We start from the raw sequence: 16,051 nt of genomic DNA on the forward strand, positions 1-16,051 counted from the left end.
AAGCGGCATAGTCCAGCTCCACGACTTTGTCGGCTAACAGCCGCAAGGTCCAGTGTGAGTGTCCTTCCGGCGCATCGCTGCAGGCGATGGCAATCATTGTTTATCCGTTAACTTGGGCGCTTGACCGGGACGAGGACGATCTTTGAGGGCGGCATCAGGTCACACTTTTGCCGGGTCTTTGCCACCATGGGCGGCGACACCTCCAGCGCCTGGATAATGTCTTTATCCTGAACACCGGCGGCTGCTTTTAATAGAATGCGAGCTCGCGTTTAGCTGCGAGCGGCGCTTTTACCTTTATGAAGCAAGGCTTCCAACTCAAATTTTTCTTCGTCGGTCAAATTGACTTTATATTTGATGGCTGGTATGACTGAACCTCACTACGACAAAGTCAATCGCTATATCATAAATTATCGATTCGCTTCAATATGACTGACTACTAGAAGCATGGTCACCTCATTTGACTTTTAGATGTATCGTTAAATCAATAAGTTAAAGTATTTAGTGCCATTTTTTGGCAGTTTTTGTTCTTGTAGCTTATTGATTCTAAATAACTTCCATTTTAATGAGCTGACCCTGCTACTAGAAGCTTGCCCGCCGCCAGCCCAGCGGGAAATACGCTCCCAAAACCAGCATTGTTGAATTCGGCGCAGTCTATCAACACCATGTTGGCGCTGGTGCTTTCACTGCCCCAAAAGACCTCATGGATCAATACGTCGCCACTCAACAGAATGTAATCGTATATTATTTACCTTTTGTTTCGGTTGTGGTTGTTGAGGTCGATTCCTCAGTTTTAGCTGGTTCTTCAGGCGAAGCCGGCGTTGTAACGCTTTTGGTGGTGGTAGAGGTAGTAGATTCCTTTTCTTTGTTACAGCCAGCCAATAACGCCAAAGTAACTAAACCTAAAGCTATAATTTGTTTATTTTTCATAGTAGTATCCTAATTATTGTTTTGTTAAATATTTCTTTTCACAGGTATGTAAAAACTAACCCCTGGAAATTTTGGAATTTTGCTAAATCATAAACTTAGCTTTGCTGCCGCTTATTAGCGGCAGCTATGAATATCTTCCTTGAGATCAACAGTTTTCGGTCAACCCTTGGGGTGATAGAAAGGAAATTGATTGAGTTCTTCACGCAACCGATCCCATTTATTTGTAGTGTCCGGCCAGTGCTTCTTATCAAAACCGGGTGCCTTTTTTAAGGTTTCTTTATCCAGATCGAGGACGTAATACTCCTTATCACGATTCCATCTGAGCGCGTCCCATGGAATGGCAAACAGTTTGTCCCCCATGCCCAATATACCGCCGAAGGAAACAACGCCATAAACCACTTTGCCATTCTCCGGATCGATCACTAAGTCCTTGATGTCGCCGAGATTTTCTCCGTTTGGGTTTTTTACTTTGGTACCGATGATTTTACTGGCGCGACTCACCTGCTGCATCGACTTGTTGGCCTCCTGGGAACGTTCGACCGATTCCTTTTGGATCTCTTGATTGAGTTCAATTTTTTTTTCTTGTACCTCCTGTTGCTTCTCCTGGACGCTACCTGCAAAGGAGCTGCCCACGAATGCTGTAGTCAAAAAAGACACGGCTACAATGTAAATAAATATTTTCATATTATCCCTCCAACTTCGTAAAATGATCCTGTATCTCGGTTAGTTTCGAGCTTGATAAGGTATGTTGAGAGCACTCAATTGCTGCTCAGTTCCAACGACGGATCGCTTACAGATCTCCATCTCCATCTTCCTCATCCTCAGCAATTATTATTGTTTTACACTCGATAGTCTGTTCGCTAACGTACAAAAGGCGGAATTCAGTCATGTAGCGTACGCTGCGCATAGTTTTATTTTTGTTTTGTCGAGTTAAAAACGATACGCACTGCATACCCTACCGGCTTAAGATCTGGCATTTGGCCGCTGATTTCATTCAGCATTGGCCGAAAGATCAGCGGAGGGAATGATTACTGGGGGATTTGTTTACCGCTTAAACCAAATGGCGGCTGTCGGACAGGCAGTCAACATGAGCGGCGCTCAGTTCTTAGCCGTCGTCGATTGATGTGGCAACGCCGGATGTGGCGACCGATAACGCACCGATCAGGCCCTCCAAACGATCACGCAAGCCGCTTTGACACGGTCCGCGTCCATTTGCACTTCTCCTTCATTCGCAAATAAGTCCAGCTGGTCGATTTATTGACTGGTCAGCGTGATGTCCGACCGTGTTGCGCAGGTTGCGCAATGGCTTAAGAAGTAATTTGTGCTTGCAAAACGGGAGGTGTCCCTATACAGCAGGGGCCGCCGCAGGCATGAGGGGACTCGTCGTTTTTGCCGCTTATTGGGCAGGGGAAGGCCCATAAGAACTTTCGCAAAGATAGCGAGTCACAGAGTCGAGAATAGATTAAGTTTTATTATTGAATTGAATTTCGCTTACATAGCACAAAGAAAGCACGATGTCGGAGTGCTGTTCACTAATGTACTTTTTCGTAACGTTGGATTTCAGGCCACTTAATTACACTCAAAGCGATTTGCGGGATTGATCTCGCCCAAACAATTTATTGAATAGTGGACCGGCCTGGGTCTTGTCCGCATCAAGAGCATAAACCAGGGCAGGTTTAGATCGCCCAAGTTCTGCCCCTTCCGTTATTTTCCAGCTTCCTGAGCGGTCCAGTTGAAGGACGCGATCATGATATTCGATTAAAGTGGTACGGTGCCCGACACTGATGAATCCGGTGCTAGATTCTTTAAGTAGATGATACAACCATTCTTGATTGTTTTCATCGAGTGCGCTGGTTGCTTCGTCGAGGAATGCAAACTTGGGGTTCCGCAAGAAGAGTCGCGCGAAGGCCACACGCTGTTGCTCTCCTATGGAAAGTACGTTGATCCAGTCCATTACACGATCCAGATCGTTGTCCACTCGCTCCAACACATCCGATAGATTGACTTTTCCTGCCATTTCCAGAATTTGCTCGTCGCTAAAGCCTTGATCGTGATACGGATAGAGTAACTGATCGCGCAAGGTGCCATCGATCATGTAGGGACGCTGGGGAAGGAACATGATGTCGCGCAATGGCGGCCGTTCCAACGTGCCCGAACCGATGGGCCATAACCCGGCGATGGTGCGGAGAACAGAACTCTTGCCGGTACCGCTTGCGCCCATGATGATGAGGCTCTGATTGCGGCGTAGGTCAAAGGACAGGTCATTCACCAGCGTTTTCAATCCATCCGGCGTGCGCACAGTTAGGTTGTATAGGCTCACCTTGATGCTGTGCTCGTCGACTTCCTGGCTCCCCTCTATTGCCACGCGATCTTCCTCCGCATCGAATTCATCCAACTCGTCCCACAGCATGCCGAGGCGCTGTACGCCAGCCAGGTAAGTGCTCAAGCGCTCAAACTGTGCGATGATCAGCGAGACAGCCGCCAGAACCTGGGCGAACGCCCCAGCTGACTGGGTGACGACGCCGAATTCCACCTCTCCGGACATGAACATGGGAGCGACGATTACAACCGGCAGGAGGATGGAGGCTTGGTAGTAGCTGCTGGTGAAGAACGCCAGGTTTCGATTCCAGCCGATGATGTCCAGCATGTTCAGCACAGCCTTACCTAAGCGGTCCACCAGATCCAGTCCCTCCCGCTTTTCACCGCGATAGAAAGCAATAGATTCAGCGTTGTCACGCACGCGTACCAGTCTGTAGCGAAAATCTGCCTCTTTCTGATACTGCTGATAGTTCAGGCCGATTAGCCGGCGGCCGATGAGGATGCTCAATCCAGTGCCGATCACTGCGTAGGTGAACAGCATGCCAACCAGAGTTGCGGAGATGGTCCACAGCACGCCGATGAACGCCAAGACAGTCACCATGGCATTTAGCGTGATGAGCAGAAAAGACAGCGAAAGGGTGGTGAAATTGCGTACATCCTCACTTATACGCTGGTCTGGGTTGTCGATACTGTCAGAGCCGCGTAACCTGTAGTAAGCCCGATTGTTGAAGTACCGTTTGATGAGGTGCTGCGCCATCCATTCGCGCCACAGTAGGCCTAGACGTTCTTCAGTCCACCGGTAGTAAGCTCCGAGTGGGACTGCAAGGACTAATAAACCTAGATACCACCACAGCAATTGCCAATAGGCGGACGCGTCCTTCTTTGAGATGGCAGTCATGAAATCTCTCGCCACATAACTCATGAGTACCTGTACCCCTGCGACGGAAAGGACTAAAGCGAGTAGGATACAGGCCAGCCTTATTGCTTTAGATTGGCGCTCCGAGGCGAAAAATGCCTTGGACATGATCCAAAGTTGCCGGCAGTTTGTACTGAAAGACTTGTTGTCGATTATTATTTTGTCGGTGGATGGGGTTGGATCCATGCTCTTGATTATTTGAAAGAAGTAAATAAGACGAATCTGTCTTGGGGTATCAATCCAATCGATTGCAGTTCCACTGAACCATTCGTTGTCGGAAAGAATATTGCTCGGTAAGGCATTTGTATATAACCAACTGGCTAAGCATCGAGAAAGTGGCCTCACCATTCAAGATAACACTGTATGGTGTAACGATGACTTAGATAATTTCAGTCATCATACATCATAAGTGTTGATTATGAATTTCAAAATCAATCGCCGCTTATGATATTTAGATAAGGATTTAGATAATAGAAGTCAGGGAATAAACAAACAAAAATTTCTTTATGAGCTTGAGCCATATTAGTGAGGTTAATTTTTAATATATTTTTTAACTCTGTTTTTTGAGATATTCCGAACCTTTTTTAAAAATTGAAAATTGCTTCACTGCGTCAAAAAGGACCTCAGGATGTGCTGAGGCACGAAGCGCATCAATCGCGAGCGATGCGCTTCACTTTGTTTAGCTCTATCCACGCTATATATAACGGTTTGCCTGCCAGCGAAATTGCCATAAAGTATTATTCCGCTAAGCTGATGCCCGAGCCACCCATTTCCTTCGGGACGTCTTTCATCTTCGGCAACCCATCCTTGATGCGTAGTACAGTCTCCTGATAGTTGACATGGACGCTGGCGTGGTAAGGGAAGTCAGGAATGACTGCTGCATAAACGTCGATGAGGCCCCAGCCGGGATGCTCGGTGAAGATATGTCCTCCACACGTTTTGCACCATTTGCGATAGCTACGCGGCGTCTTGTTGTAAGTTCCTATATTGTCTGCTCCCCGCGTGATCTGCACCGCCTCGGGTTTCCATAAAGTAAAGGCGTTGACAGGTCCTGCCGACCAGTGCCGACATGATTCGCAGTGACAATAGCCCATCACATCCGGCTCGCCGTTGACGGTAAATTGTACCTCGCCACAAAAGCAACGGCCTGTATAAGTTTTTTTATTGCTCATGATATATCTCCTTTGTGAATGAGATTATGTTCAGTGCGCCGGGCATGTTGCTTATGCACGACTCGGCTATGTAGTGCCGTAGGATGAGTTGAGGTACGAAGCAGCGCATCAATCGCGAACGATTCGCGCGCATCCTTGTGCTTACGGCCGTCGGTCAATTTCGTTATGATTACCGACACAGCGCAACTTAAGATGGACCGGCTTTAACTTTACTTACTATTGTAATCAGGCTTCACTCACCGGTTAAATATTTCATGTTTATAGCTGTTTTCATTCCCCAAAATAAAATTCTAACTATCTGATATAATTTAACAAAAAAAATCGAAAAACAGACTTAGAACTTATGGTTTTATTGGTATAAGAAATTGAAAAATAAAGAAAAAATAAAGGTGCTTTTTGTCTGCATGGGTAATATCTGCCGGTCACCCACGGCTGAAGGCGTTTTTACAAAACTGGTCCGAGATCATAATTTGGAAGCGCATTTTACTATCGATTCGGCCGGCACTCATGCATATCACGTTGGCAATGAGCCTGACTTGCGTTCACAATCGGCGGCGCTTGAACGGGGTATTGATTTGTCTAATTTGCGGGCCAGGCAAGTCATTCATGGGGATTTCGAGGATTTCGACTATGTATTGGCGATGGATGATGAAAATTATTCAATACTGGTTAGCGCCTGTCCCGAACAACACAAAACCAAAATCAAATATTTTCTCGATTATGCGCCGCATCTAAAGGAACGTCAGGTGCCCGATCCTTATTATGGCGGCGCATACGGTTTTGAACGAGTGTTGGATATGGTAGAAGAGGCTTCCGCCGGTTTTCTAAAAGCCTTGCGGGAATCGGGTTACATTTAAGTAAAGGAGGCAATCATGGCAATCGTATCGAATACCGTCGCTTATATGGACGGCGATGTAGTTTTAGAAGCTTTTTTTGCATTTGACGATGCGCTTTCAGGCCGCAGACCGGCGGTTTTAATCAATCATACCTGGGCTGGGCGGGATGACTTCGTTGCCGAAAAAGCCAAAAAACTTGCAGCTCTCGGTTATGTCGGCTTTGCAGTTGATATGTATGGCAAAGGGGTTTTAGGCTCGGGTCCGGAAGAAAACATGAAGCTGATGCAGCCTTTTATGGCCGACCGTGCCATGCTGCAACAGCGCATGAAAGCGGCTTTGGCTGCGGTGAAATTGATGCCTTGGGTTGACGACAGCAAAATCGCCGCGATGGGTTTTTGTTTCGGAGGTTTGTGCTCGCTTGATTTGGCCAGGACAGGCGTCGATATTAAAGGTGTAGTCAGTTTTCATGGCTTGCTGGCTGCGCCGGGTAATACTCAGGGGAACACCATTAAGGCAAAAATCCTGGCGTTGCATGGCCGGGACGATCCGTTGGCTCCGACAGAACAAATGCTCGCTTTTGAACAGGAAATGACCGAAGCGGGCGCAGACTGGCAGTTGCATACATACGGCCATACCATGCATGCGTTCACCAATCCGATTGCCAATGATCCAGCGTCAGGTATGGTCTATCGGCCCGATGCGGACCGGCGTTCATGGATAGCGATGCAAAACTTTTTGAAAGAGATATTCGCCTGACAAGGTATGTCTGTTAAATAAAAGCTTAAGGTTGCTGGATGCAAAGAACATACATAAGAAGCCTTCATAAAACATTATCAGCTTCGACACTATTCAGACAATTTGTTATAATCTTCAGCTTATTTCATGTCGTGTAGTTACACTTAAACAAAAAAAATCAGGAAAAGTGTGTTCATACTTAGACATGAAACCATGCCGGTCTGTATTAACGGCACACTGTAATATAGGGATCAATGTCAAACTTCGCTAAAGAAATAATACCTGTCAATCTCGAAGATGAGATGAAACAGTCCTATCTCGATTACGCTATGAGCGTTATCGTCGGTCGAGCCCTTCCGGATGTCAGAGACGGCCTTAAGCCGGTGCATCGCCGTGTGTTGTATGCGATGAGCGAATTGGGCAACGACTGGAACAAGCCTTATAAAAAATCGGCGCGTGTGGTCGGTGACGTGATCGGTAAATACCATCCTCACGGCGATACCGCAGTTTATGACACGATGGTGCGGATGGCGCAGAATTTCTCAATGCGTTATATGCTGATCGACGGGCAGGGCAATTTCGGTTCGGTCGACGGCGATTCTCCTGCGGCGATGCGTTATACCGAAGTGCGCATGTCGAAAATCGCTCATGAGTTGCTGGCTGATCTGGACAAGGAAACAGTCGATTTTGCGCCGAACTACGACGAGTCGGAGTCTGAGCCGAAAGTTTTGCCGACTCGGGTGCCGACCTTACTGATTAACGGTTCATCCGGTATCGCGGTGGGCATGGCTACCAATATTCCGCCGCATAATTTGTCCGAAGTGATCAGTGCCTGTCTGGCGATGATCGACCAACCGGATCTGACTGTGCATGACTTGATGGCTCATATCCCTGGGCCTGACTTTCCTACGGCGGCCATTATCAACGGTGCTTCCGGTATCTACAACGCTTATACCACTGGACGCGGCAAGATCTATTTGCGCGCGCGTTGCCATTTTGAAGATATCGGCGACAGCAGCCGGCAAGCGATTATCACTACCGAATTACCCTATCAGGTCAACAAGGCCAGATTGTTGGAGAAAATTGCCGAGCTGGTTAAAGAAGGCAAGCTTGAAGGCATTTCTGGCCTGCGCGACGAGTCGGATAAAGACGGCATGCGCATGGTTATTGAACTGCGTCGAGGCGAAATGCCCGAGGTGGTGTTAAATAATCTGTACAAGCAGACGCAATTTCAGACCGTGTTCGGCATCAATATGGTTGCGCTGCTGGATGGCCGTCCGCATTGCATGAATCTCAGAGAGATTATCAGCGCTTTTATCAACCACAGACGGGAAATTGTTACCCGTAGAACGATTTATAACCTGCGCAAAGCCAGGGAAAGAGCCCATATTTTAGAAGGGCTTGCGATTGCTTTAGCCAATATCGACGAAATGATTGCGCTGATTAAGGCGGCTGCCACACCGGCCGATGCTAAAGTCGGTTTGTTGGAGAAAAACTGGGATGCAGGGCTGGTTGCAGCGTTGTTGGACCGCGCCGATGCGGATCGTTCAAGACCGGATGATTTACCGGTGGAATTCGGTATTCATGCCGGAATTTACCGCCTGTCTGAAACCCAGGCTCAGGCCATTCTTGAGTTGCGTCTGCATCGTTTGACCGGTCTGGAGCAGGACAAGATAGTCAATGAATACAAGCAGTTGCTTGAACAAATCGATGAGTACCTGTTTATTCTGGGCAGCGACGTTCGTCTGATGGAGATTATCAGGGAAGAATTGGTCGCAATCAAAGAACAGTATTCCGACGAGCGGCGTACGGAAATCTTACAAAATCATTCGGACTTATCCGATGAAGATCTGATTACCGAAGAAGATATGGTCGTGACCATGTCGCACGAAGGTTACGTCAAGTCCCAGCCTCTGAGCGATTACAAGGCGCAACGACGCGGCGGTCGCGGCAAATCGGCAACAGCCACTAAAGAGCTGGATTATGTCGATAAGCTGATTGTGGCGAATACACACGATACCATTTTGTGCTTTTCATCCTTGGGCAAGGTTTACTGGCTTAAAGTTTATCAATTGCCGGTTGCGAGCCGCGCTGCCAGAGGCAAGCCTTTCGTCAACCTGCTGCCGCTGGAGCAAAACGAAAAAATCAATGCACTGCTGCCAATACGCGAATTTACCGACACTAAATTCATTTTCATGGCGACCTCGGCGGGTACCGTCAAAAAGACCCCATTGAAAGAATTCGAGCGTCAGCGTGCTAACGGCAAAATCGCCATCGATTTAAGAGAAGGTGATACGCTGGTGGGTGTCGCAGTGACCGACGGCCATCAAAACGTATTGCTATTTAGCAGCACGGGCAAGGCAGTCTGTTTTAATGAAGAGGATGTGCGCTCGATGGGCAGAACGGCGTCAGGAGTGCGCGGAATTCGTTTGCAAGAAGGGCAGAAGGTCATTTCCCTGATTATCGCAACCGAAGGCACAGTGCTGAATATCACCGAAAACGGCTACGGCAAGCGAACCAAGCTGGAAGAGTTTACCTGCCATAAACGCGGCGGCCAAGGCCTGATCGCGATACAAACGTCTGCGCGCAACGGCGCTGTTGTTGGCGCAGTGCTGGTTAATGATCACGATGAAATTATGCTGATTACCGATGGAGGCACCTTGGTCCGTACACGGGTTGACGGCATTTCTGTGGTTGGACGGAATACTCAGGGCGTAACAATTATCCGGCTGGATAAGAAAGAAAAAGTGATCGGCGTTGATCGTATCGAAGGCTTGGCCGGGGTAGATGATGCGGACGATGAAGACGTTCTTTTAGATGATGCCGAGTCAGAGCTGGGTACATCGGAAGAATCAACAAATGACGATATTGAATCAGGTGAGGAATCATAATGTCTAGAGTTTATAATTTTAGCGCAGGGCCGTCTGCATTCCCTGAGTCGGTATTGCAGCATGCGCAACAAGAAATGCTGGAATGGCGTGATAGCGGCATGTCGGTCATGGAAATGAGCCACCGAGGCAAGCATTTCTCGATTATTGCCGAAGAGCTGGAAAGCGATTTGAGAGCTCTGCTGGCTATCCCCGAGAGCTATAAGGTTTTGTTTCTGCAAGGCGGTGCATCGGCGCAATTTTCGTTAATACCCCAGAATATATTGAACGGTAAAAACAAAGCCTGTTACTTGAATACCGGCGCTTGGTCGGAAAAAGCCATCAAGGACGCCGGGGCTTATTGCGATGTGGTAGTTAGCGCCAGCTCAGAAAGTACAAAATTTACCACGATTCCTGATGCTGCAAGTTGGGCCATCGATAGTCAAGCAGCTTATCTGCACTATACCTCGAATGAAACCATTCACGGCGTAGAGTTCCAGTCTTGCCCGGACAGTAAGGGCTTGCCGCTGGTGTCGGATATGTCATCGAATATTTTATCGCGCAAGATTGATGTCAGCCAGTACGGCCTGATTTATGCCGGAACCCAAAAAAATATGGGGCCAGCTGGTGTCACCGTGGTGATAGTCAGAGACGATTTGGTCGGGCATGCGCCAAAAACAGTACCTTCCGTTTTCAACTATGCCGAACAGGCAAAAAATCAGTCCATGCTGAATACACCGGCAACTTACAACTGGTATCTGGTTGGGCTGGTGCTTAAATGGTTAAAAGAGCAGGGCGGTGTTGAGTCTATCGAGCAACACAATATCGCTAAAGCGGCGAAACTGTATCAGGCCATCGACCAGTCGGCTTTGTATTCAAATCCGGTAGAAATTGCGTCCCGCTCAAGAATGAATGTGCCGTTTATTCTGGCCGATGAAAACCTGGATAAGCCGTTTTTGGCGGCTGCGGAAGCTAATGGACTGTTTGAGCTGAAAGGTCATCGCTCAGTGGGCGGCATGCGGGCCAGTATTTATAATGCGATGCCGGAGGCCGGTGTGCAGGCTTTGATTGATTTTATGGCTGAGTTTGAACGCACCCATTAATCGAAAACCTAATATTTGAATCAGGCCACCATGTCATCCGTCACACCCCTTTCTGAATTAAGAGACAAAATTGATGCAATCGATAAGCAGATTCTGCAATTGATTAATCAGCGTGCGTCTTGTGCAATGGAAGTTGCTAAAACCAAGATTGCACAGGGTGAGCAAGGGACATTTTATCGCCCGGATCGCGAGTCATTGGTATTGCGACGCATCAAAGACTTGAATCAGGGGCCTTTATCCGATGATACGGCAGCTCATTTTTTCAGGGAGTTGATGTCGGCGTGCTTGGCGCTGGAAAAACCGCTGGAGGTAGCTTATTTAGGTCCCGAGGGCACATTCACCCAGCAAGCTGCAATTAAACATTTCGGCTCGGCGGTTAAAACCGTGCCGGCTGTAACCATTAACGATATTTTCAATGCGGTGGAAAACGGTAACTGCCAGTTCGGCGTCGTGCCGGTCGAAAACTCTACTGAGGGTATCATCAGTCATACGCTGGACAGGTTTTTGAATTCGCCGCTAAAAATATGCGGCGAGGTTGAAATCAGGGTGCATCAAAACTTGTTGGGGCTGGTAGATAGCCTGGATGAAGTCACTGAGGTATTTTCGCATCAGCAATCTTTGGCGCAGTGTCGGCAATGGTTGGATAACCATTTGCCGAACGCCAAGCGAACTGCGGTCAGCAGCAATACCGAAGGCGCAAGATTGGCGTCAAGCAATAAACAGGCGGTTGCGATAGCAGGCATTGTTGCCGCTGAAATTTATCAGTTGAATGTCATCGAAAAAAATATCGAGGACGAATCCAATAATACCACCCGTTTTATCATTATCGGACAGCAAATATCTGCTTCCACGGGTAACGATAAAACCTCGCTGGTTGTTTCTACAGGCAATCAGCCTGGTGCGTTGCATAGGATACTTGAGCCTTTCGCAAGATTTAACATCGATATGGTGCATATTGAATCCAGGCCGTCACGTCAAGGATTATGGGATTATGTGTTTTTTATCGATATTGAAGGCCACAGTGAAGATGACGATGTTGCCCAAGCTCTAGCTATATTGAATGACAACGTTAATATGCTCAAACTTTTGGGTTCTTATCCTAAATCTGTACTCTAATTTTTCTTTCTCATCCTTTAGACGTGAGTTTTAAACACTCTCAAACAAACTCCATGAATAACACTGATAAAATTTACAGCCTTGCCGTGTCCGGAGTGCAAAAGCTTATCCCTTATGCGCCCGGCAAGCCAATCGAAGAACTTGAGCGTGAGCTTGGGCTTTCTCACATTATAAAACTTGCGTCTAATGAAAATCCTTTAGGGCCTGGAAAAAAAGCCTTGGCTGCGATACAGGCAACTTTGAATGATTTGGCCTTATACCCGGATGGCAACGGTTTTAATTTAAAGCTCGCATTAGCGAAAAAGTATGCTGTTGATATGGGCCAGATTACGCTGGGAAATGGCTCCAATGAGATTCTGGAGTTGGTGGCCAGGGCGTTTTTAACGCCGGAATTTGAAGTGGTTTTTTCGCAGCATGCTTTTGCCGTATATCCCATAGTGACTCAAGCGGTTGGCGCCAAGGCGGTTGTCGCTCCTGCCTTAAATTACGGCCACGATTTGGATGCCATGCTGCAAAGAGTTACGACCAAAACGCGACTGGTTTTTATAGCGAATCCTAATAATCCCACCGGTACATTGCTGAGCCATGCCGATTTGGAGGCATTTATTGGGGCGTTGCCGGACACATGCGTGTGCGTGCTTGATGAAGCTTATTGCGAATTTGTAGGTGACGATAGCACTGATAATTCAATCGCCTGGTTGGAAAAATATCCTAATTTATTAATTACACGCACCTTTTCCAAGGCCTACGGACTGGCCGGATTGCGCGTAGGATATGGTTTGTCCAGTCCGCAACTGGCCGACATCCTGAATCGGGTGCGCCAGCCCTTTAATAATAATATGCTGGCCTTGGCCGCCGCTGAAGCGGCGTTGACGGATACAGAGCATTTGCAAAACACCATTACTGTTAATGCTCAAGGCATGAAGTTTATAACTGAAGGTTTCAAAAAACTGGGGTTGGAATGGATTCCATCGGCGGGTAATTTTGTCTTAGTCGACATGAAGCAACCCGCTACGCCGATTTATGAGGCTTTGTTGCGCAAAGGGGTTATCGTCAGGCCAGTCGGTGTTTATGAGTTGCCTAATCATCTACGCATTACCATCGGTACGCAGGCGGAAAACCAGCTGTTTTTACAGGCATTAACTGAAGTATTATCGGATAATGTTTAATCGGCTTTGCATTATCGGCGTCGGCTTGATCGGCGGGTCTATCGCCCGCGCAGCACGGCAACAGGGTTTATGCAGTAACATAGTCGGATACGGCCGCAAGTTCGATGAGCAAAATCTGCAAACGGCAAAACAATTAGGTGTTATTGACGACTATACGCTAGAGCTTCCCAAAGCCGTTCAAGGCGCCGATTGTGTAGTGATTGCGACGCCGGTTGCGAGCATCGAAAGTATTTTTTCCGAGCTTAAGCCGTTTTGGTCGGACGATGCGATTTATACTGACGTAGGCAGCACCAAAGGCAGCGTCATTGCCGCCGCAGAGCATGTTTTCGGGCTTGTGCCTGATAACCTGGTTCCTGCGCATCCTATTGCCGGAGCAGAACAAAGTGGTGTTACAGCTTCAGTGAACGGCTTGTTTCTAAATAAACGCCTGATTATCACACCGGTTAGCAACACCAATCCTGAAGCGGTGCAAAAAATCCAGTGTTTCTGGGAGCGGTTGGGGTCGTTGGTGTCGGTGATGGATGTGCAGCATCATGACGGTGTGTTGGCCGCAACCAGCCATTTACCGCATATCCTGGCTTTTGCGTTGGTCGATATGCTCGGCCATAAAGACGAGCAGAGTGAGATTTTTAAATATGCGGCCGGCGGATTCAGGGATTTTACGCGGATTGCTTCCAGCGATCCGACTATGTGGCAGGATATTTGCGCCGCCAATAAAGACGAAATCATCCCTTTAATTGAGCAGCTAAAAGGAGAATTGGATAAAATACAACGTTTGCTGGAAAGTAACGATACCCGGCAACTTTTTGAAACCTTTACGTATGCCAGAAATGCACGGCAACGCTTTCTTGACCAGTTCGATAATAATTAATATGTCAAAATCAATCACATTTCAGGTTCAACCCGGCGGTAAATTACAAGGCGAGGCACGTGTGCCCGGCGATAAATCCATGTCGCACCGATCAATCATGTTGGGTTCGCTGGCTGAAGGCGTGACTCATGTAAAAGGCTTTCTTGAGGCGGAAGACGCGCTGGCAACTTTGCAGGCTTTTCGCGATATGGGTGTTGAAATTGAAGGTCCGGTCAATGGCGAATTAACCATACACGGCGTCGGCAAGCATGGTTTAAAAGCGCCTAAAAATGATTTGTACCTGGGCAACTCAGGAACATCAATGCGTTTGCTGAGCGGTTTATTGGCAGGGCAAGCATTCAACTCGGTACTAACCGGCGATAAATCATTGTCCGGCAGACCAATGAAAAGAGTTACAGCACCATTGGCAGCAATGGGCGCCAATATAAAAACTACCGAGCGTGGCACGGCTCCCTTACATATCACCGGTAGGGCAGGGCAGTTGACCGGCATTGATTATGCGATGCCGATCGCCAGCGCTCAGGTCAAATCCTGTCTATTACTGGCAGGCATGTATGCGCAAGGCGTAACCAGCGTTACCGAGCCTGCGCCTACCCGCGATCATACCGAGCGCATGCTGACCGGTTTTAATTACCCGGTAAAGCAGGAAGGCAATAAGATCAGCATTACTGCTGAAGGCTATTTAACGGCGGCCGATATCGATGTGCCCAGCGATATTTCATCGGCAGCGTTTTTTCTGGTCGGCGCATCCATTGCGCCGGGCTCCGATCTGCTGTTGAAGCATGTCGGCATTAATCCGACACGTACCGGCGTCATCGATATTCTCAGATTGATGGGTGCTAATATCGAGGTCCTTAACGAGCGGACTGTCGGCGGCGAGCCGGTGGCCGACCTGCATGTGGTTTACAGTCCTCTTAAAGGCATAGATATTCCAGAACACTTGGTGCCGCTGGCTATTGACGAGTTCCCTGTTTTGTTTGTTGCCGCTGCTTGCGCAGAAGGCCAAACACGGTTAACCGGAGCGGAAGAGCTTAGAGTTAAAGAGTCGGACCGTATTCAGGTCATGGCGGACGGTTTGCAAATATTAGGTGTGGATGCTCAGCCGACCGAAGACGGCATGGTAATTCAAGGCGGTTCGATTGGCGGCGGCGAAGTTATCTCGCATGGCGATCACCGGATTGCGATGTCATTTTCAATTGCCGGCTTGCGTGCCAACGCGTCAATTACAATTCATGACTGTGAAAACGTGAATACCTCTTTCCCCGAGTTTAGGGATTTGGCCTTACGCTTAGGTCTTGACCTTGTTTGCAAGGAAGAATAGTGACTGTTCCTGTATTGACGATTGACGGTCCAAGCGGTGCCGGAAAAGGCACTGTTAGTAGAGCCGTGGCAAAAAAGCTAGGCTGGAACTATCTGGATAGCGGCTCTATCTATCGTTCATTGGCAGTTGCTGCGTTAAAGCAGCAAGCTGACCTGGAAGATGAGGCAGCTATTGTCAATATAGCGAGGGCAATGGTGCTGGAGTTTGATTGCGGCGATGAATTGATTGTCAAGCTGGACGGCGAAGATATATCCGCCCAATTAGGCCTTGAAGGTACCGGAAATGCCGCTTCCGTCGTTGCCGCGCTGCCTGAAGTCAGAAGCGTTTTATTGCAAAAACAGAAAGATTTTAAACAGTTGCCAGGCTTGGTTGCAGACGGGCGCGACATGGGGACGGTAGTTTTTCCTGATGCTGAAAATAAGGTGTTTTTAACCGCCAGTGCCGCCGAAAGAGCTAAGAGGCGATATAAACAGTTGATAGAAAAAGGGAATGATGCTAATCTAGCCCAGATAACTCATGAGATAGAAGAGCGTGATCGCCGGGATATGGAGCGCAAGGCAGCTCCGTTAGCTATGGCGAGTGACGCGCTTTATATTGATTCTTCGGATATGACATTAGAATCTGTTATTGATGAAGTGCTGAATTTAATCCAATAAGGATTTTTTATGTGGTCGCCTCAAAATGGTTTGGGTGTGATCT

The 16,051-nt window shown here is 48.0% G+C and carries 13 protein-coding genes; 9 read left to right on the forward strand and 4 right to left on the reverse strand.

Annotated features, from left to right (window positions below; all coding sequences use genetic code 11):
• Positions 1–741 precede the first annotated feature (741 nt).
• From V7051_RS20745 to V7051_RS20760, 4 genes are all read right to left on the reverse strand, one after another.
• Positions 742–927, reverse strand: a complete 186-nt coding sequence (locus tag V7051_RS20745; protein WP_333878260.1) for a hypothetical protein — start codon at positions 925–927, stop codon at positions 742–744.
• A 159-nt stretch (positions 928–1,086) separates the two neighbouring features.
• Entirely contained in the window at positions 1,087–1,611 is a 525-nt protein-coding gene (locus V7051_RS20750; protein WP_333878261.1) for a PRC-barrel domain-containing protein, read from the reverse strand.
• An 895-nt stretch (positions 1,612–2,506) separates the two neighbouring features.
• Complete coding sequence (locus tag V7051_RS20755; protein ID WP_334181174.1) at positions 2,507–4,348, reverse strand: ABC transporter ATP-binding protein/permease; 1,842 nt, start codon at positions 4,346–4,348, stop codon at positions 2,507–2,509.
• Positions 4,349–4,899: 551 nt separating this feature from the next.
• Positions 4,900–5,334, reverse strand: coding sequence for a GFA family protein (locus V7051_RS20760; RefSeq protein WP_333878264.1), 435 nt, complete (start codon positions 5,332–5,334; stop codon positions 4,900–4,902).
• Positions 5,335–5,699: 365 nt separating this feature from the next.
• Here V7051_RS20760 and V7051_RS20765 point away from each other — a divergent pair, with 365 nt between their 5' ends.
• The 9 genes from V7051_RS20765 to cmk all read left to right on the forward strand — a co-directional run bounded on the left by V7051_RS20765 (position 5,700) and on the right by cmk (position 16,008).
• A complete protein-coding gene (locus V7051_RS20765; RefSeq protein WP_333878266.1) occupies positions 5,700–6,191 on the forward strand; it encodes a low molecular weight protein-tyrosine-phosphatase in 492 nt (163 codons plus the stop codon).
• 15 nt (positions 6,192–6,206) lie between these two features.
• The gene (locus V7051_RS20770; protein WP_333878268.1) at positions 6,207–6,926 is read left to right on the forward strand and encodes a dienelactone hydrolase family protein; all 720 of its coding nucleotides are present in this window, start codon (positions 6,207–6,209) and stop codon (positions 6,924–6,926) included.
• A gap of 233 nt (positions 6,927–7,159) precedes the next feature.
• Positions 7,160–9,796, forward strand: coding sequence for a DNA gyrase subunit A (gene gyrA, locus V7051_RS20775; protein WP_333878269.1), 2,637 nt, complete (start codon positions 7,160–7,162; stop codon positions 9,794–9,796).
• On the forward strand, positions 9,796–10,875 hold the full coding sequence (serC, locus tag V7051_RS20780) for a 3-phosphoserine/phosphohydroxythreonine transaminase (RefSeq protein WP_333878271.1): 1,080 nt from the start codon (positions 9,796–9,798) through the stop codon (positions 10,873–10,875). Before gyrA ends, serC begins: the two co-directional genes overlap by 1 nt.
• A 30-nt stretch (positions 10,876–10,905) precedes the next feature.
• Positions 10,906–11,991, forward strand: a complete 1,086-nt coding sequence (gene pheA / locus V7051_RS20785) for a prephenate dehydratase (RefSeq protein ID WP_333878273.1) — start codon at positions 10,906–10,908, stop codon at positions 11,989–11,991.
• Between the two features lie 53 nt (positions 11,992–12,044).
• Entirely contained in the window at positions 12,045–13,160 is a 1,116-nt protein-coding gene (hisC, locus tag V7051_RS20790) for a histidinol-phosphate transaminase (RefSeq protein ID WP_333878275.1), read from the forward strand.
• Positions 13,153–14,031 carry a prephenate dehydrogenase gene (locus V7051_RS20795; RefSeq protein ID WP_333878276.1) on the forward strand — a complete coding sequence of 293 codons (879 nt, stop codon included), beginning with the start codon at positions 13,153–13,155 and terminating at the stop codon, positions 14,029–14,031. Before hisC ends, V7051_RS20795 begins: the two co-directional genes overlap by 8 nt.
• A gap of 1 nt (position 14,032) precedes the next feature.
• Positions 14,033–15,352, forward strand: coding sequence for a 3-phosphoshikimate 1-carboxyvinyltransferase (gene aroA / locus V7051_RS20800; protein ID WP_333878277.1), 1,320 nt, complete (start codon positions 14,033–14,035; stop codon positions 15,350–15,352).
• Positions 15,352–16,008: a (d)CMP kinase gene (gene cmk / locus V7051_RS20805; protein ID WP_333878279.1), complete on the forward strand. Its 657-nt coding sequence runs from the start codon at positions 15,352–15,354 to the stop codon at positions 16,006–16,008. Before aroA ends, cmk begins: the two co-directional genes overlap by 1 nt.
• Positions 16,009–16,051: the final 43 nt, after the last annotated feature.

Origin of the sequence: Methylobacter sp. (assembly GCF_036845245.1) — a bacterium.
In the GTDB taxonomy this organism is placed as follows: Bacteria; Pseudomonadota; Gammaproteobacteria; order Methylococcales; family Methylomonadaceae; genus Methylobacter_A.